The 18710-nt window shown below is 65.8% G+C and carries 13 protein-coding genes and 1 pseudogene; 7 read left to right on the forward strand and 7 right to left on the reverse strand.

The window, feature by feature from the left end:
• Nucleotides 1-120 precede the first annotated feature (120 nt).
• The 3 genes from AB3X98_RS01890 (at nt 121) to AB3X98_RS01900 (ending at nt 3497) form a co-directional block, all read left to right on the forward strand.
• Nucleotides 121-1848, forward strand: coding sequence for a methanol/ethanol family PQQ-dependent dehydrogenase (locus tag AB3X98_RS01890; RefSeq protein ID WP_368604691.1), 1728 nt, complete (start codon nt 121-123; stop codon nt 1846-1848).
• Nucleotides 1849-1942: 94 nt separating this feature from the next.
• Nucleotides 1943-3163: a c-type cytochrome gene (locus AB3X98_RS01895; RefSeq protein ID WP_368604692.1), complete on the forward strand. Its 1221-nt coding sequence runs from the start codon at nt 1943-1945 to the stop codon at nt 3161-3163.
• Between the two features lie 19 nt (nt 3164-3182).
• Nucleotides 3183-3497, forward strand: coding sequence for a high-potential iron-sulfur protein (locus AB3X98_RS01900; RefSeq protein ID WP_069262325.1), 315 nt, complete (start codon nt 3183-3185; stop codon nt 3495-3497).
• Nucleotides 3498-3517: 20 nt separating this feature from the next.
• Here the strand turns inward: AB3X98_RS01900 and AB3X98_RS01905 are convergent, their stop codons facing one another.
• Nucleotides 3518-3676, reverse strand: coding sequence for an SDR family oxidoreductase (locus AB3X98_RS01905; RefSeq protein ID WP_368604693.1), 159 nt, complete (start codon nt 3674-3676; stop codon nt 3518-3520).
• Nucleotides 3677-3686: 10 nt separating this feature from the next.
• On the opposite strand from AB3X98_RS01905, the pseudogene AB3X98_RS01910 reads away from it, so the two are divergent.
• A pseudogene (locus AB3X98_RS01910) lies at nt 3687-4287 on the forward strand (metallophosphoesterase); the annotation flags it as partial.
• 37 nt (nt 4288-4324) lie between these two features.
• On the opposite strand, the gene AB3X98_RS01915 reads toward AB3X98_RS01910, so the two are convergent.
• A complete protein-coding gene (locus tag AB3X98_RS01915) occupies nt 4325-5314 on the reverse strand; it encodes a zinc-dependent alcohol dehydrogenase family protein (RefSeq protein ID WP_368604694.1) in 990 nt (329 codons plus the stop codon).
• A gap of 366 nt (nt 5315-5680) precedes the next feature.
• The gene (locus AB3X98_RS01920; RefSeq protein WP_368604695.1) at nt 5681-7402 is read right to left on the reverse strand and encodes a dihydroxyacetone kinase family protein; all 1722 of its coding nucleotides are present in this window, start codon (nt 7400-7402) and stop codon (nt 5681-5683) included.
• A 385-nt stretch (nt 7403-7787) separates the two neighbouring features.
• Here AB3X98_RS01920 and AB3X98_RS01925 point away from each other — a divergent pair, with 385 nt between their 5' ends.
• Nucleotides 7788-10535, forward strand: a complete 2748-nt coding sequence (locus tag AB3X98_RS01925) for a putative bifunctional diguanylate cyclase/phosphodiesterase (RefSeq protein ID WP_368610204.1) — start codon at nt 7788-7790, stop codon at nt 10533-10535.
• Nucleotides 10510-12009 (forward strand): diguanylate cyclase, encoded by a 1500-nt coding sequence (locus tag AB3X98_RS01930; RefSeq protein WP_368604697.1) that lies wholly within the window; start codon nt 10510-10512, stop codon nt 12007-12009. The genes AB3X98_RS01925 and AB3X98_RS01930 overlap by 26 nt, the downstream gene beginning before the upstream one ends.
• Before the next feature lie 9 nt (nt 12010-12018).
• Here the strand turns inward: AB3X98_RS01930 and AB3X98_RS01935 are convergent, their stop codons facing one another.
• From AB3X98_RS01935 to AB3X98_RS01950, 4 genes are all read right to left on the reverse strand, one after another.
• On the reverse strand, nt 12019-13494 hold the full coding sequence (locus tag AB3X98_RS01935; RefSeq protein ID WP_368604698.1) for an efflux transporter outer membrane subunit: 1476 nt from the start codon (nt 13492-13494) through the stop codon (nt 12019-12021).
• Complete coding sequence (locus AB3X98_RS01940; protein ID WP_069262333.1) at nt 13487-16675, reverse strand: multidrug efflux RND transporter permease subunit; 3189 nt, start codon at nt 16673-16675, stop codon at nt 13487-13489. The genes AB3X98_RS01935 and AB3X98_RS01940 overlap by 8 nt, the downstream gene beginning before the upstream one ends.
• A gap of 12 nt (nt 16676-16687) precedes the next feature.
• Nucleotides 16688-17848, reverse strand: a complete 1161-nt coding sequence (locus AB3X98_RS01945) for an efflux RND transporter periplasmic adaptor subunit (protein ID WP_342948303.1) — start codon at nt 17846-17848, stop codon at nt 16688-16690.
• Between the two features lie 295 nt (nt 17849-18143).
• Nucleotides 18144-18275 carry a hypothetical protein gene (locus AB3X98_RS01950; RefSeq protein ID WP_256094503.1) on the reverse strand — a complete coding sequence of 44 codons (132 nt, stop codon included), beginning with the start codon at nt 18273-18275 and terminating at the stop codon, nt 18144-18146.
• 24 nt (nt 18276-18299) lie between these two features.
• Between AB3X98_RS01950 and AB3X98_RS01955 the strand changes: the two genes are divergently transcribed.
• A complete protein-coding gene (locus AB3X98_RS01955; RefSeq protein ID WP_069262335.1) occupies nt 18300-18629 on the forward strand; it encodes an RcnB family protein in 330 nt (109 codons plus the stop codon).
• The last annotated feature ends 81 nt before the right edge of the window (nt 18630-18710 follow it).

Consider the following 18710-nt stretch of genomic DNA (forward strand, 5'->3'; position numbering starts at 1 on the left):
CTTCGCGGCTAATGGCATACGACTTGCAAGAACGGCAGCGCACCCGGACCGGCCCCATCCCCCGCACATCCAGCCTGACCGCTTCCCGGCCGTGCATCGACAAATATTCAGGAGACGAAGATGAAGAGACGCTCGGCTGCGGCAAGCCGGCTTGCGACCTGCGCCATGGCCATCGCAGCGGCGATGTCCTTGAACGCGGGCCCAGTGGATGCCGCCTCGGACTATCCGCCCGTGACCTATGACCGCCTGACCCGCGCGCAAAGCGACCCGGGCTGGCTCACGTACTACCGCAGCTACAACGGCCAGTCGCACTCGCCGCTCAAGCAGATCGACGCGTCGAACGTCGGCGAGCTCAAACAGGCGTGGAGCTACCAGTTCCCCGCCGAACTGAAGCAGGGTTTCGAGGCGACGCCCATCGTCAACGGCAACTATCTCTTCGTCAGTACGCCGAAAGACAACGTCTACGCCTTCGATGCGAAGACGGGTACGCAACTCTGGAAATACGAGCCGAAGCTCGGCGCGGAGTCGTTCAAGACCGCGTGCTGCGACGTGGTGAACCGCGGCGTGGCGCTGTACGGCAAGAACGTCTATATCGCCATGCTGAGCGGCGAAATCGCCGCACTCGACGCGAAGACCGGCGACGTGGTCTGGAAGAAGCAGATGTTCGAACCGGGCCTCGGCTACGCGTTCTCGCTCGCGCCGCTTGCGCTCGACGGCTCGATCGTCGTGGGCACCTCGGGCGGCGAATACGGCATTCGCGGCTATATCGCCGCGCTGAACCCCGACGACGGCGCGATCGTGTGGAAGCGCTACACCATTCCGGGCTCAGGCGAAAAAGGCGCGGAGACCTGGCCCGACGGCATGCAGGCGCACGGCGGCGGCGCCGCGTGGCTAACCGGCACCTACGACGCCGCGAGCCGCACGCTGTACTGGGGCGTGGGCAACCCCGGCCCGTGGCTCGCCGCGCTGCGCCCCGGAGACAATCTGTACTCCGATTCACTACTCGCGCTCGACCCGAAGAACGGCAAGCTCAAATGGCATTACCAGTACACGAGCAACGACACATGGGACTATGACGGCGTCAACACGCCGATCCTCGCGAACATCCAGTACAAGGGCAAGGATTACGACGCCATCATCCACGCCGACCGCAACGGCTTCTTCCACGCCATCGACCGCCAAACGGGCAAGCTGATCTACGCGGAGCCATTCGTGAAGGCGAGCTCGGTCACGGGCTACACGGACGACGGCAAGCCGATTCAGGACCCGTCGAAATACCCGAAGGCCGGCACGACCATCGATACCTGCCCGAGCTTTCTGGGCGGCAAGAACTGGTGGTCGGTGTCCTACGATCCGGAGCGGCACATTGCCGTGGTGCCTTCGTTGCACGCGTGCATGAGCCTCTCGGGCAAGTCGGTGAGCTATATGGAAGGTCTCCCCTATCTCGGCGAAGGCTTCGAAATCAAGCCTGAACCGGGCAGCGAAGGCTACGGCGAGCTGCAGGCCATCGACGTGAACACCGGCAAGAAGCTCTGGGGCCACTGGAGCAAGATGCCCTGGAACGGCGGCGTGGCGACCACAGCCAGCGGTCTCGCGTTCAGCGGCTCGCTCGACGGCCATCTCTATGCGTTCGACGTCGCGACCGGCAAGGTGCTCTGGGAAAGCCCGCAGCTCGCGAGCGGCATCATCGCGCAGCCTTCCGTGTTCGAAGTCGACGGCAAGGAGTATGTCGCCGTGCTTGCGGGCTACGGCGGCGCGAATCCGATTTGGGGCGGCCCGATGGCCGATGTGGCAAAGGATGTCCCGCGCGGCGGCACGCTCTACGTGTTCGCACTGGACCGGGGCTGAACCTGGGCTGAACGACGTTCTCGCCTTTCGCCGCACGCTTGTGCGCAAGCCACCGCGCTTGCGTGCGGCCCCGACTTCACTGGAACACACGATCATGAATATCCGGATCACCTGGCTCGCCGTGGCCGCCGCGCTCGCGGCAGGCGGCGCGCATACCAGCGCCCATGCGGCGGCGAACGCCGTGCGTGTCTGCACGTTGCCGGGCAGCCCCACGGCCGCGCTCGACCAGGCCGTCGCGCGCGCCGTGCTGAAAACCGCTGGCGTGGTTGCGACGTTCGTCACCCACGGCATCGACGACGATGGCGGCGACGACGGCATCTCGGCGCACGAACTCGCCAGCGCGCTGGGCCGCGACTGCGATCTCGTTGCGGGCTTCCCGCGCTCGAGCGTCGCCGATGCATCGGGTTCGCAGATGATTTTCTCGCAAGGCTACTTGCGCTCGGGCTATGTCAGCGTCACGCTACGCCACCCGCGCGCCGCCACGCCCGCTGCCGACGGCAAGGAAACGGTCGCGGCGACCTGGTCGAGCCCGTCGCAACTCATCGCCGTGCAGGAGAAGAACGCGCGCTTCGACCTGGAGAACACCTCCGAACTGACCGTCGACGCGGTCGCGAAAGGGCGCGCGCAGCGCGCGATCGTCTGGTATCCGGCCGTCGTGGCTTACCAGCGCGCGCATCCGCAGCATCAATTCGCGGTCGCGGCGACGGCCTCGCCGTATGCCGACTGGCATCTCGTGTTCGCTTCCGGGGCCGGCATGCGTGCGCTGCAATCGCGCATCGACGACGCCCTTGCACGCATGAACGAAGACGGCCGTCTCGCCGCACTCACGCGCGGCTGGACGCTGCCGGAAAGCGCCGCGAGCGAGGCGCATTCGAGTGCGCCATCGCTCGAAAGCACGAAAGCCTCGTATGGGCGCAGCGCCATGCACGGCCCAGGCGCCATCATCAAGGTCGCTGCAACGACTGGCGGCAACGCGCCCGCATTCGATCACGAACAGGTCGAGCACGGCCAGCATCTTTATTCGGAATCCTGTGCGAAATGCCACGGCGCGCAACTCGAGGGCATTACAGCGCCCGCGCTGAGCGGCCCGGCCTTCGCCCCGGCTGCGAATTCGCATTTGACCATCGGCGGCATCTATCAGTACATGTCGACCAACATGCCGGCCGACCGCCCGGGCAAGATGACCGATCAGGAGTACGCCGATTTGATGGCCTTCCTGCTCTACACGAACGGCTATGACACGGGCGACGCGAAGCTCACTTCCGAAGCCGCGCAATTGTCGACCACGCCGCTCAACGCCGGACCGCGCCACTAACGCAACTCAGGAAACCAGCATGATCTCCCGCAATCGCAGAACCTTCATCCTTCACACCGCCGGTCTTTGCGCCGCGCTCGCCACGGCCGGGCGCGCACTCGCCGGCCCCGCCCTCGTCGACGAGAACGACACCACCGCGAAGTCGCTGGGCTACCGCGCCAAAGCCAGTAGCGTCGACGCAGGCAAGTTTCCGAAGTACGCAGCGGGGCAGCGCTGCGCGAGTTGCCGCTTCTATGCCGGCGCGGCGGCCGACGCCTCGGGCGCGTGCCCGATGTTCCCGGGCAAGGCAGTGGCCGCCGACGGCTGGTGCAACGTCTACGCCCCACGGGCCTGAGTGCCCGCCACCACGCGCGCTCACAGCGCCATGCCGCCGTCGATGGTGAGGCTCGACCCCGTCATATAGCCGGACTCCTTGCGCGCGAGCCACGCAACGAGCCCGGCAATCTCGTCCGGGTCCGCCGCGCGCTTGAGCGGAATGAGCGGTTTAATTACCTCGATGTGCTCGGCGGTCATGTCGGTGATCGCGCAAACGGCGGACCGGTTGATGCAGCTTGGGTTGCCCACGATACGCGGCAACCACGAAAGACAGCTGCTTGGCGCGGATGGCACTCGCATGGGGCCATCGGACCGCTTTGCGCGGCGTGCTGAGCGAAGCACAGCTGGAATGGGTCGGCGCATTGCCTGCCACGCTATGGCTCGAAAGCGACGTGCTGCTCGTGCACGGCACGCCGCAGGACGACCTCTCCTGTTTCCTCGAAACCGTCACGGCCAGCGGATGCCGAACGGCCACGCATAGCGAGGTCAGACGCCGCGCGGCCGAAGTCGAGGCGGCGTTGATCTTGTGCGGCCATACGCATCTCGCGCGCACGATGCAGCTGGCCGACGGCCGCCTCATCGTAAACCCAGGCAGCGTCGGCCTGCCCGCATACGAAGACACGCATCCGTTTGCGCATCGTATGGAAACGGGGACGCCGCATGCGCGCTACGCGAGCGTCACCCGTACCGCGCGCGGCTGGGACGTGGAGTTTCGCGCCGTGGAGTACGACTGGCACGCGGCGGCCGAACGTGCGGCCGCCAATGGCCGGCCCGACTGGGCAGCGGCGCTTCGCACCGGTTATTGCTGATCGTTTTTGCCGATGCTGGGCGCCGCGCATCGGCAGACTACACCGTCACCACGATCTTGCCGAACTGCCCATTGGTTTCGAGGTAGCGGTGTGCATCCACAATCTGGTCGAACGTGAACGTGCGATCGATGACGGGCTTGAGCGCGCCGCTTTCGAGTCCCTTTAGCACGTATTCCACCGCGGCCTTGCGGCGCTCTGCGTCGCCGCTGGTGAGCCAGATGTTGTGGGCCTTCACGCTCACGACCTTCGCGATCATCTCCAGCACGGGCAGCGTCGTGGCACGTTCATCGAGCGCGCCGTAGAGATACGCGATCCCCTGGAAAGACAGCGCCGAGATCAGCTTCGCGAAGTTCGGGCCACCGACCGGATCGAAAACGACACGCGCCCCCTTGCCGCCAGTGATGCGCATGATTTCGTCCAGCAGATCCGTCTCGTCGGTCACGACCACGTGCGCCGCGCCTGCGTCGAGCAACGGCTGTTTCTTGGCGGCGTGACGCGTGACTGCGATCGACGTCGCACCGGCGTAGTTCGCGATCTGGATCGCCGCGAGTCCGACGCTGCTCGACGCGGCCGGCACGACGACGTAATCGCCGGCGCCCACCTTCGCATCTTCGATCAACGCGCCGTATGCGGTGACGAACATCATCCACACCGACGCGGCCTCAGCGAACGAAAGCGATTCAGGATGCCTGACGACTGCATAATCCGGCACGACGATGCTTTCTCCATACGTGAAGTACTGATTCATCGAAAACGACGGGATCACGTTGACCTTGTCTCCCGGTGCGATGCCGACTACTCCCTCGCCCACGGCGTCGACGATGCCGGCCGCTTCGTACCCGAGTCCTGCCGGAAAGCGCACGGGTTCGATGTACTGGTCGGCGCGCCACATCGATTCCGCGCGATTCAGACCAATGGCTTTCACGTCGATGCGAACTTCGCCCTGGCCGGGGGCGCGTACCGGTTCGTCCACGAATTGCAGTACTTCCGGGCCACCTGCTTGTGCAAACCTGACTGTGCGTGACATGACTGACTCCTGCTTCGATTGATGAGGACGTAATGGGCGCATCACAGGCTCACCGCGGCCTGCGAGTTCGACTGATGAATCGGGAAATCCGGGTCATGCTTTTCGTCGCTGCCCCGGAATGCTGCGCGCACATAGGGCGTAAGCGGCAGTTTGTGCTTCAGACGATACGGCAAGTTCGGGTTTGACGAGAAATGCCTGCCAAACGCCACGATCGCTTCGGCGCGACGCCGTCTGCTGGACAATCGGCGGGCGCACGGCGGCGTAATGCTCGTTGCGCCGCGTCCGCATCGTGCCGTCCGTTCCGGGCGGCCCGCGCTACAGCATTTTCGAAGTGCTCTGAGCCACGCGCTGGGCCGCTGCCGAGCCTCACGCCGCGCCGATATGCGGCTGCAGCGCCTTGAGCCAGCACGCCACCACCACCGCCCCGCCATCGGGCGTCCCGATCGCCCGCGCGCCGAGATAGCTTGCCCGGCCCGCGCGCGGCGTCATTTGCGCCGTGCTTTTCGCACCGGACTCCGCGGCGCTCACCGCCTGCGCCCACGCCTCGCCCACGGGGCGCGCCGACTTCAAGGCGCTTTCGAGCACATCGACGGCGGGCACGAGCGCATCGAGCATCGTGCGGTCGCCGGGCTTCGCGCCGCCCAGTTCGCTGATCGCCTCAGCCGCGCCGCGCATGGCGGCCGCCCAATCCCGCGCGGCGGGCTGCGCCTTCGCGCCGAGCGTGCGCGAGGCGCGCAGCAGCGCCGTCGCGTAGAACGGCCCGGAACTGCCCGCTATCGCGCGGCGCAATGCCGTGCCGAGCGCGGCAAGCGCGCTGCGCGGCGAGCCGAGCGCGCCCGGCGGTAGGGCGAGCATGGCCTGCGCGGCGCGCTGCATGCTCGCGCCCAGATCGCCGTCGCCGGCTCGGGAATCGAGGTCCGTAAAAATCGCTTCGTTCTCGATCAATGCGTGCGCAACGGCATCGAGCGCCGGCTTCAGACGCTGCGCCCATGCAACGCTCGCCGCGTCCGCAGGCGTCGCGCCCGACTCGGCGCCCGCATCGGCTGCCGAAAACGCCGGCTCGATGCGGATTCGCCGGTTGACCGTGCCGACGCCGGGCCACGCGCGCGCTTCGGTGGCGGCGTCGAGCAGCGCCAGCTTCGCATCGTCGAGCCGCAGCACGGAGATCGAACAGCCCGGCATGTCGAGCGCCGAGAGAAACGTGCCGGTCCATGCCCGCTCGACGGTCACGTGACGGCGATTCAGGCTCTCGAATGCATCGCGCATGATGATCGCCAGCTCCATCGCCGGTGTCGCGCCCAGTCCGTTCACGAGCAGCGCCACGCGCTCGCCGCCTTTCAACGCCAGGTCTTCGACGATGTTGGCGAGCAGCGTTTCCGTCAATTCGCCCGCCGCCATCGGCACCGTGCGCTCCACGCCTTTCTCGCCGTGGATGCCCATGCCGAGTTCGATCTCGTCGTCGGCGAGGCGAAAGCCGGCTTGCTGAGCGCCGGGCAGCGTGCAGCCATCGAGCGCCACGCCCATCGTGCCGAGATTCTCGGCCACGCCGCGCGCAATCGCGGCCACGAGGCCCAGCGCGTCGCCCCGCGCCGCCGCCGCGCCCGCGATCTTGTGCACGAGCACCGTCCCCGCAATGCCGCGCCGCTGATTGCGCTCCGTATGCCCGCGCAGCGACACGTCGTCGGCCACGATGACGATTTCGACCGGAATACCCTCGGCTCGCGCCAGTTCGGCCGCGAGGCCGAAATTGAGCCGGTCCCCCGTGTAGTTCTTCACGATGAGCAGCGCGCCGTTCGGACCCGCGCTCGCGCGAATTGCGGCCAGCACGGCGTCGGTGGAGGGCGACGTGAACACTTCGCCGCACACGGCGGCGGTGAGCATGCCTTGTCCGACGTAACCGCCATGCGCGGGCTCGTGGCCGCTGCCGCCACCCGAAATCACGGCGACGTTGCGCTCGGCCGGGCTGGGCAGCGGGTTGCGAACGAGCACGTTTTCGTTGCCGAGCACGGCGACATGCGGCGCAGTACGCGCAATGCCCTCGAGCATTTCATGCACCACTGACGACGGATCGTTGACGAGTTTCTTCATGAAGAGTCCCTTGAACGAGTAACCGGGGGCAAAAACCAGGGGCAGAAGCGAGGGGCAAAACCGACGGGGCCGCGCGCGCTCCCTTCACAGCCATGAACGTATTGAAGCACGGGCATCGAATGCGTTCCGGATGCCTGCCCCACACGTAGCGCCAGCATCCAGGCCTCTAGGTAAAAACACCCATCAAAGAGGCACGCGGAATACCCGTTATTCAGACAGTATCGACCGATCACGGACTTGCCGTGCCTTCGCGGTCTGCATGCCTGGAACACATGGCCCCTCTGCCCGCCTCCCGCGCTGATGCGGGTGCATTCACCAGTAACCTGCCCACTCCGGCCGAGCAACGCGGCGCGAGTGGCGATGTGCCGAATCGCGTTGCGTGGCGATGAACGTAGAACTATCCGGAACCCCTCCACAGGCCCCGTCCCGCGCGCCCGGCAAGGGCGTCGCCGTAGCGCTGGCCGTGGCGCTGATCGTCTGCGTGGCAATCGGCGCGATACTGAGCGCGAACCTGTCGCGCGGCACGGCCGACTCGCGGCTTCGCCAGGAACTGAACACCACGTCGGAACTCGAAGCCCTGCTCACGCTGCACATCGCGGCGAATACGGACTTCCTCAAAGGCGTGGGCACGGCGGGCTATACGTCGCGCGCGTGGCCGATCAAGCGGGCCGCAGTCGTGGCCGGTACTTACGACCGGCTCGAGCACGACTTTGCCGGCGCGCCGCGCAACGAGCGCACGATCCGCGAGTTGCGGCAGTTGAGCGCCATCTGGCCCGAGCAGCTCGACGCGGCCGCGCGCAATATCGCGCTCGCAGACGCGGGCGCGAGGCTCGACCCCGCCCTGATGCAGCGCGCGAACGAAACGCTCAGCTCCATCATGTCGCTGCTCACCGAGCTGCGCTCCGAGCAGCGCGAGCAGATCAAGGTCGTGCAGTTCAGCGCGCAGGCGCAGCTCGCGCGGCAAAAGATCTCGCTGATCGGCACGGCGACAGCCGGCGCATTGCTGTTGCTCTTCACGTTGTTTACGAGCCACCGCGCCGCGCTTTCCCGCAGCGCCGCGAAGATCGTCGCGCTCGAGGCCGAGCGGCGCTTTCGCGAGTACTTCGAGCAGCATCCGGTTGCGATGCTCATTTTCGATGTGCGCTCCTACGCGATCCTCACCGCCAACGCCGCGGCCCAGCGCCAATACGGCGCGAGCCTTCAACAACTCAGGGCCATGTCGGTCGAGCAACTCCGCCTGCAGGCCGAAACCGGTGCGTTCCGCCGCGACCTGCACGGCTACGTCAATTCCGGGGCGCAAAGCGGAGCAGGCGGCGTGCGCCGGCACGTGCGCATCGACGGAGAAGTGATCCACGTCGATATCGCCTGGCATCTGCTGGACTATGCGGGTCAGGACGCGTGTTTCATCACTGCGCACGACGTCACCGCGCACGAACAGGCGAGAGAGCATTTGCGCATTCGCAGCCGGGCGCTGGAGGCTTCGAGAAACGCTGTGATCATTTCGCAAAAGGTCGATGGCGAAAGCATCGTTACGTACGCCAACGCGGCGTTCGAGCGCATCACCGGCCGCGCCGTGGCTACAGCGAATGGCGCCGGGCACTGGGACATGCTCGATTGCGATAAAGCGTCCGCCGATGCCAATATCGTTCGCACTGCCATGCAATCGGAGCGCGAAGGCGAGGGTCTGCTCAAATGCTGCCGGCCCGACGGCTCGCCCTACTGGATCGAGCTGCATGTCGCGCCGGTGCTCGACGAGCGCAATCGCCCCACGCACTGCGTGACCGTGTTCAACGACGTTTCCGAGCGCATCCGCTATCAGGAGCAGTTGCGCCTGCAGGCCAACGAGGACTCGCTCACGCATCTGCCGAACCGGCTCGGCCTCAAGGCGCGATTGCGCGAACTGGTCCGCACGGCGCTCGACGCGCAGCAGAAGTTCGCGCTGGTGTTCATCGACCTCGACAACTTCAAGGAGATCAACGACTCGCTCGGCCATACCGCGGGCGACGAGGTATTGTGCGAAGTCGCGCGCCGCCTTTCCGCCAATATCGCCCAGGGCGAAATGGTTTCCCGCTATGCGGGCGACGAGTTCGTCGCCGTGCTGTACGGCCGGGGCAGCGTCGATCACTTCGTCGCCGCAGCGGCAAGCATGCAGGAATCCTTGACACATGGCCTGCTGATCGGCAACAAGGTCATCGTGCCGCTCGCCTGTGTCGGCCTCGCCGTGTTCCCCGATCATTCGAGCGATCCCGACTCGCTGCTCAAGTACGCGGACTCCGCCATGTACCGCGCCAAGTCGATGGGACCCGGCAGCATGCAGGTATTCGACATGGCTATCGCCATGCAGAACCTGGAGCGGGCGAGCCTCGCGCAGGCGTTGCGGCTAGCCGTGGCGTCGCGCGCGTTTGCCGTTGCGTGGCAGCCGAGAGTCAACCCGAGGACAGGCGAGACGATGGGTTTCGAGGCGCTCGTTCGCTGGCACGACGCAGAGCGCGGCCAGGTGAGCCCGGCGCTGTTCGTGCCGCTCGCCGAGGAAAACGGCCTGATCGTGCAGATCGGCGAGTTCGTGTTCGAGGAGGCCTGCCGCCAGGCCCGCGAGTGGGCGCGCGAGCACCCGGACATCGTGGTTTCGGTCAACGTTTCGCCGGTCCAGTTCGTGCGAGCGGACTTGCCCGCGATGATGGCGCAAACGCTGGCGCGTACCGGCGTGAGCCCGCGCAATATCGAGCTGGAAATCACCGAAGGCGTGCTCATGGCGCCCCGTTCGCTCGCCACGCTGCGTGCCCTTCGCGAGTTGGGGCTCTCGGTCGCCATCGACGACTTCGGCTCGGGCTATTCTAGCCTCGGCTATATTCGCAGCTTCATGCCCGATCGCCTCAAGCTCGACATGTCGTTCGTGAAGGGCATTGGCCACTCGCGCGCGGACGAGGTCATCGTGAAGGCTGTGCTCGCGCTCGGCCATACGCTCGGCATGCGTGTGGTGGCGGAGGGCGTGGAAACGCTGCGGCAACTGGAATTCCTGATCGAGAACGGCTGTAACGAGGCACAGGGCTACTGGTTCTCCCGCCCTGTGGACGCAGCGAGCGCGCAGTCTTATCTGGAAGGGAGCCATGCGGCCGGCGTTCACCAGCGCTAACCTGCTCAGATGGCTCACCGGGCCGCGCGCGATTTTCTATGGCAGCCTCGCGGTCGCCTTCATCATGGCGTCGCTCTGTGCGACGGTGCTCTACGAGAGCCGCCACGACGCCCTGGAGCGCGCCCGGGAGAACTCGCGCAACGTTGCGCTCATCGCCGAACGCGACATCGAGCGCAACCTCGAGCTTTACGAGCTCTCGCTGCAAGCCGTGGTCGACGGCATCGGCCGGCCCGACGTCATGGCGCTGCCCGCGCCGCTGCGCAGCCAGCTGTTGTTCGACCACGCCATCACCGCGGAATATCTGGGCTCGATACTCGTGCTCGACGAAACGGGCAACCTCGTCATGAATTCGGCCACCGGCGCGCCGCTCAACGCCAATTTCGCCGACCGCGACTACTTTACGGCGCAGCGCGACAATCCCCATGCCGGACTCTACATCAGTGCGCCCTACCATTCGCGCCTGCGCAACGGCTCGCCCAGCATTGCGCTGAGCCGCAGGCTTTCGCATCCCGACGGGTCGTTCGCCGGCATCGTCATGATCGCCATTAACCTCGAGTATTTTCACCAGCTGTTTGCCGGGCTCTCGCTCGGCCGCCACGGGGCGATTTCGCTGATCGCGCAGGACGGCACCATGATCATGCGCCAGCCCTATGATCCGGCCGTGGTGGGACGCAACATCCGCAACGCAAGTACCTTCCGCCACTTTCTGGCTGCGAAGGAAGGCAGTTTCTCGGACACGTCGTCGATAGACGGCGTGCGGCGGATGTACTTCTTCCGCAATTTCCCGCGCCAGCCGCTCATTATCATGGTGGCGGAGGCCGAACCCGATATCTACGCCGCGTGGCGGCGGCGCGCGCTGACCATCGGCGCGCTCATGGGCACCTTCGCCATCGGCTTCGTCGGCCTCTCATTCCTGCTCGCCACGCAGTTGCGGCGCAGGATGCGTGCCGAGTCGGAACTGCAGCTGCTCGCACGCACCCACAGCCTCACGGGCCTGAGCAATCGCCGCACGCTCGGCGAAATCCTCGAACAGGAGTGGCGGCGCGCCAGACGAGCGCGCAGCGTGTTCTCGCTGCTGTTCGTCGATATCGACCGCTTCAAGGCCTATAACGACCAGTACGGGCATCAGGCCGGCGACGACGCGCTCGCCGCCGTGGCGCGCTGCATCGGCGAAAACATCCGCCGGCCCGCGGACACCGCCGCACGCTACGGCGGCGAAGAGTTCATCGTCGTGCTGCCCGATACGCTGCTGGACGGCGCCTGCGCGATCGCCGAGCAAATCCGCCATGCGATCAGCGACCTCGCGATCGAGCATGCGGGCAGCGAGTACGGGCGCGTCACAGCAAGCATCGGCTACGCAAGCTGGTCGCCGGATCGGGATGTCGATGTCACGCAGGTCATCCAGGCGGCGGATCAGGCGCTGTACGATGCGAAAGCGCGCGGCCGCAACCGCGTCGCCATGTGTGGCGCCTGACCCGCGCGGCTACGGGGTGCCGACACTACCGGAAGCGGCGCCTGCGTGCTCGGCCGGGCGCGCGTCCTGCCCGCCTCCCAGCGCCACATAGAGCGAAGCGCCGTTTTGCAGCGCCGCAGCGCGTAGCTGGATCAGTTGCTGTTGCGCCGCGAACAGGCTGCGCTTCGCATCGACGACTTCCAGGTAGATGGAAATGCCGTTCTCGTAGCGCAGTTCCGCGGCCTCCGCCAGGCGCGACTCGGAGGCCACCGCGCGCTCCTGTGCCGCGATTTGCTCCTGCAGGCGCTGGCGCGCGATCAGCGCGTCGGAGACTTCGCGGAACGCCACCTGAACGGCTTTCTGGTAGTTCGCCACGAGTTCGGTCTGACGCGCTTCGGACAGACGCACTTGCGCGCTGCGGCGCCCCGCGTCGAAGATCGGCAGCGCGACGAACCCGGAGATGAGCCATGCCTGCTTGCCGGGCACGAACAGGTCGCTCAACTCGGGAGACACATAGCCGAAATTGCCCGTGAGCGAAACACGCGGAAAATAGTCCGCACGCGCGGCGCCGATATCGGCGTCGGCGGCTCGCAGCGACTGCTCGGCCGCGCGAATATCGGGGCGCAGCGCCAGCAGCGACGAAGGCAGGCCCGCGTCGAGCGTGCCGAACTGGTCCGCGTCGGCCAGCGCGTGGCGTTGCGTCATGTCCGCGGCATCCGGCAAGGGACCGCCGATCAGGACCGCCAACTGATCGCGCTGCTGGCCTGTCGTTCTTTGCAGCTCGGCAAGCTGCGTCTGTGCCTGCGTAACGAGAATGCGCGCCTGCTCGTAGTCCACGAGCGAGGTCGCGCCCGCTTCGAGGCGCAGCCGCGCGACCTCCAGCGCATACTGGCGCGTTTGCAGCGTGTGCTGCGCGAGGTCGATGCCCTCGTTGCCAGAAAGGATCGCGTAGTACGTCGCGGCCACATTGCTGATGAGCGAGAGGCGAAACGCTTCGTTCGCCTCCACCGTCGCCAGATAGTTTCGCCGCGCCGACTCGCTCTGGTTGGCCACGCGCCCCCAGAAGTCGAGTTCGAACGACGTTACGGCCACCTGCACGCTGTACTGGTTGACGTGAATCGACGTGTTGTTGTTGGGCAGCTCGGGCTCGATGGAGTTGAGCGGAGTTTTGGTGCGGGTTGCGTCCGCGCCCACGGCCACTTGTGGAAACTGCGCGGAGCGCTGCACGCGATAAAGCGCCTGAGCCTGCCCGATGCGCGCAACCGATGCCGCCAGATCGCGATTATGCGCAAGCGCCATGGCGATCAGCTGCCTGAGCGCCGGGTCGCGAAAGAAGGTCTCCCACGTCAGCTCCGAGGCGAGCCGCTCGCCGCCCGGCGCGGCGATATCCGCACTCTCATAGCTTTGCGCAACCGGCAAATCGGGCTGCTGGTAGCGAGGCGCGAAGTTGCACGACCCGAGCGTCAGGCACGCGGTGATCGCCGTCCACCTGGCAGTCTTAAGCATCGTGCGCTCCCGCGGGCCGCGCGTCTGCTTCGTCATCGTCGCGCGTCCGTTTGCGGCTCAACCATCGGCGCGCGACCACATAGAACACGGGCGTGAAGAAGATACCGAACAGCGTGGCCGTGAGCATGCTGCCCATGATGCCCGTGCCCACCGCCTGCCTGCCCGCCGCGCCCGCGCCCGTGGCGAGCACGAGCGGCAGCATGCCGAGCACGAAGGTCACGCTCGTCATCAGGATCGGCCGCAAGCGCTGACGCGCACCGTTCACGGCTGCGCTCACCGTATCGCTGCCACCGGCCTCCTCCTTGATCGCGAACTCCACGATCAGAATGGCGTTTTTCGCCGCGAGCCCGATGATGGTCACGAGACCGATATTGAAGTAGATGTCTGCGGAAAAACGCCGCGCCATGGTGAAGAGAACCGCGCCCAGCACGCCCAGCGGAATGATGAGCAGCACGGCAACGGGAATCGCCCAGCTCTCGTAGAGCGCGGCGAGCAGCAGGAACACCACGACGAGGGAAAGCAGCAGCAGCGCACCGATCTGCCCGGCCGCCTGCTGTTCCTCGAACGCCGTGCCGGTCCATTCGTAGGTCAGGCTGCCGGTAAGGACGTGGTCAGCAATGCGCTCCATCTCCGCGAGTGCCGCGCCGCTCGAACGGCCCGGCGCCGCCTGCCCGGAGATCGTGGCCGAGGGAAAGCCGTTGTAGCGTTCGACCTGCTGCGGTCCCGCGCTCCAGTGCACGCTCGTGAACGCCGAGAACGGCACCAACTCCCCCACGTTGTTGCGCAGCCGCAGCGCGCCGATATCCTCGGGCCGCATGCGCTGGTCGGCGTCGGCTTGCATGAGCACGCGCAGCACGTTCCCCTCGTAGACGAAATCGTTCACGTAGTTCGAACCGAATGCGAGCGCGAGCGCGCTGTTCACCTGACCGATCTGCAGCCCCAGCGCGCGCGCCTTCACGCGGTCGATATCGACATAGAGCTGTGGCGCGGGCGGCAAACCGTCGGGACGCACGCCCACCAGCAAGGGACTGCGCGCGGCCTCCGCCAGCATGCGCGCGCTCGCCTGCTGCAGCGCCGCGCCGCCCACGCCGCTGCGGTCGAGTATCTTCATCGTGAAGCCGCTCGCATTGCCGAGCGCGGGAATGGCCGGCGGATCGAGCGCGAAGACGAGCGCTTGAGGAATATTGCGCAACGCTGCGTTCGCGCGCGCCACCAGCGCCCCCGCAGAATTGGCCGCGCCCGGCCGCTCCGACCACGGCTTCAGGTCGACGAACGACATTGCCGCCGACTGTCCCTGGCCGAAGAAGCTGAATCCCGTGACGGATGCGATATTGCGCACCTGCGGCTGCTGCCTGAGAAAGGCCTCGACCTGATCGACGACCTGTTGCGTGCGCTGCGCCGTCGCGCCGGGCGCAGCCGTGTACGCGACGAAAATGTGCCCCTGGTCCTCGCCCGGAATGAAGCCGCGCGGCAACTGGGTGAAGAAGAAACCGGTCGCCGCGCACACCACGACGAAGACGAGGAGCCAACGCACCGGCTTGCGCAGCATGGCCTGCACGGCCAGCACGTAGCGCTCGGTGGCGTTTTCCATGCCGCGATTGAAGGCATCGAACACGCGCTGTTGCATGCGGGCCGGCCAGTGTGTGGCGGCGGGCTTGCCTGTGCCGTCACTGGTCTTCGTCCGGCTGCCCAGCAGCGTTGCCGACATGGCCACGCCCAGCGTCAGCGCGAGCAGGGTCGACAGAAAGATCGAAACGGTGAGCGTGACCGAGAACTGGCGATAGATCGCGCCCGTCGAGCCCGGAAAAAACGCCATGGGAACGAACACCGCAATGAGCACGAGTGTGCTCGCAATGGCGGCGCCCGCAATCTGCCCGACGGCCTTGACGGTCGCGCGCCGCGAACCGAGTCCCTCTTCCTGGATCACGCGCTCGACGCTTTCCACTACCACGATCGCGTCGTCGTTGAGAATACCGATCGCCACGACCATGGCGAACAGCGAAAGCAGATTGATGGAGAGTCCGAACAAATAAATACCGACACACGTTCCGATCAGCGCGATCGGCACGACCAGCGTGGGGATGAGCGTCGCGCGCCATTTCTGCAGGAAGAGGAACACGATGACCGTCACGAGCAGCAACGCCTCGACCATCGTGCGCAGCACGCCGCTCAGCGAGGTCGTGATGAACGGCGTCGTGTCGAACGGCACGACCCATGCCACGCCCTTCGGGAAAGTCGGCTGCAATTGCGTGAGACGCTGCCGGACGGCGCTCGCCACGGCCAGCGCGTTCGCTCCGCTCGCAAGCTGGATGGCGATCCCGGCGGACTCCCTGCCGTTCACGCGAAAGCGAAAGCCATAGCTGTCGTTGCCCAGCTCCACGCGTGCGACGTCGCCCACACGCACCGTCGAGCCATCCGGGTTCGAGCGCACGATGACCTCGCGGAACTGCTCGGGCGTAGAAAAGCGGCCGCGCATGACGATCTGCGCATTGAGTTCGGCGCCCGGCGCAATGGGCTGGTCGCCGAGGCTACCGCCCGCAGTCTGGCTGTTCTGCTCCTGGATGGCCGTCATCACTTCGATTGCCGAAATCCCGAAGCTGCTCAGTTTTTCCGGATCGATCCATATCCGCATGGCATACGACGAACCGAACAGCTGTGCGTCGCCGACGCCGGGAATGCGGCGTAATTCGTTGACGATGTTATTGGCTGCAAAGTTGCCCAGCTCGACAGCCGGGATCGAACCATCGGCGGACTGCAGCGCAATGAGCATCAGAAAGCCGGACGACGCCTTCGTGACGCTCACGCCCACCTGCCTCACCTCCAGCGGCAGGCGGGGCTCCACGCGGCTCAGGCGGTCCTGGACCTGCGAGAGCGCGACGTCGAGATTCGTGCCGGGCCTGAGCGTGACGGTGATCTGCGCCGTGCCGTTCGAGCGGCTCTGCGACGACATGTAGAGGAAATTCTCGACGCCGTTCATCTCGTCTTCGATGATCGACGTCACCGTGCGGTCCAGCGTGTTCGCGTCGGCACCGCTATAGACCGCCGATATCGTGAGCGAGGGCGGCGCGACGTCGGGGTACTGCTCGACCGGCAGCAGCATGAGCGCGAGGGCGCCGAAGAGCGTGACGAAGAGCGCAACGACCCACGCGAAGACTGGCCGGTAGACGAAGAATCGGTTCATGAGGCGCGCCGCTCAGGAGTGGGCCGGCGCGGTGAAGGGATGGGCGTCCACGCGCTGCCCCGGCTGCACCCTTTGCCAGCCGTCGACGATGACGCGCTCTCCCGGCTCCAGCCCATCCTTCACGACCCATTGCCCCGCTTCCTGCGGGCCGAGCACGACATTGCGGCGCACGACGGTGCCGTCGTCGGCGACGAGCGAGAGGTTCGCACCGTTGCTGTCGAACTGCACGGCGCGCGCGGGGACGACGAGGCCGTTCGGTATCGTCCCGATCACGACGCGCCCGCGCACGAACTGCCCCGGCAACAAGATGCGCGATGCATTGCTGAAGCGCGCGCGCAGCACCTGCGTCCCGGTGGAAGGATCGACGACGAGATCGGTGAAGTCGAGCACGCCCGGCTCGCCATAGTCGTCGCCGTTCCCGAGCGTGAGCCACACTTGCGCGCGGGCGGCCGGCGCCGCGAGCGTGCCTGACGCGATCTGTTTGCGTACTTCCAGCAACGAAATATTCGACTGCGTAAAAACGGCATTCACCGGCGTTAGCTGGTTGACCTGCGTGAGCAAGGTTGCGCCCGCAGCACTGACCAGCGCGCCTTCGGTGACGAGCGCGCGCCCCACACGGCCCGCTATCGGCGCGCGAACCGTGCATCGATCGAGGCGAAGCTGCGCGAGCGTCACCGCGGCGCGTGCATCCGCAACATTCGCGTCGGCCTGCTGCAGTGCGGCCGTCGCGGCCTCGAACTCCTGGGCGCTCACGACCTGGCGTGCCACCAGCGGCTTGAAGCGCGCCACCTCCGAGGCCGCATTGCCCTGCACGGCCCGGGCCCGGTTGAGCGCGGCCTGGGCCTGCTGCAATGCAGCCTCGTAGTCGCGCGAATCGATCAGAAAGAGCGGCGCCCCGGCGCGCACGTCGGTGCCCTCCTCGAAGAGCCGCCGCTCGACGATCCCGTCCACGCGTGCGCGCACTTCCGCCGAACGGATCGCTTCGATCCGCCCCGGCAGTTCGATCTCGCGGGGAATCGTTTGCGCCGCAACCGTTACGACGAGCACGCTCGGCGGCGGTGGCGCCGCGCCGCTCTGAGCTTGCCTGTCGCGGCATCCGTTGCCCGCCAGCAGCAACATTGCCGCAATGCCGATCAGCCACGGTCTGCAGCGTCTGGGTTCGCAGTTTGGCACGCGAGGCTCCACCGAAAAATAGAGACGGTACGCGCGCGCCCCGAATGGCTCATTGCGCCGTACCCGACCGGATCATTGCGATGTTCACTCAAACTGCAAATCAGAGCCCCCGATGTGCGCAATTCGCGAATGCTCAAGCGCGCGAAAAACGCATAACGTTTCGATCGTTATCTAACAAGCAGCGCTTTCATGCATTCACAGGAATTACGCAAAACCGCCGCAAAATCAACCACTCGTAAATTACTTGAAGTCGGAATTCCGTTTACTACTATGGATAGACGCTTCACACCCTTATTCACACCGCTAGATTCGTTCGTTTTCCAGCCTTTGCCCATACGCTTTTAAGGGCACGTTCGCACAACTGGATATCACGGATTTCGGGATGTTCTATAACCGAAGAAGCCATAGTCATGGTGACGTCAATCATCTTCTTGCCTCCGGAGATCGAATCATGAAAAGCCAACTCGTCCTCTCAGTCATCGCTGCGCTCCTCCTCGGTGTTGCCTCTTCCGCAATGGCGCAAGACGCAGCATCGGGTGCAGACCAAAGCCAGGGGACAGGTCGCCAGCAGGTCATGCCGACCATGCCGCATCGCGACTGGCATGAGGGCCAACAGGTTCCCTCGAAGTATCGGCATTACAACTACCAGATGAAAGACTGGAAGTCGCATAACCTGGACGCACCGAAGCGCGGCCAGCAATGGCTTGGCGTGAACGGCGACTACGTGCTGGTGACGAGAAGCAACTGGAGGATCTCGAAGATCGTTTCGGGTACTGAATGACCGGATGACGCGACGGGCTACGTTGCCGTAGCCCGTGCTTGCTGCATGATTCAGGCATGGACGGTTGCCATGCCTGCTGCC

It is taken from the genome of Paraburkholderia sp. BR14312 (genome assembly GCF_040948675.1).
In the GTDB taxonomy this organism is placed as follows: Bacteria; Pseudomonadota; Gammaproteobacteria; order Burkholderiales; family Burkholderiaceae; genus Paraburkholderia; species Paraburkholderia nodosa_A.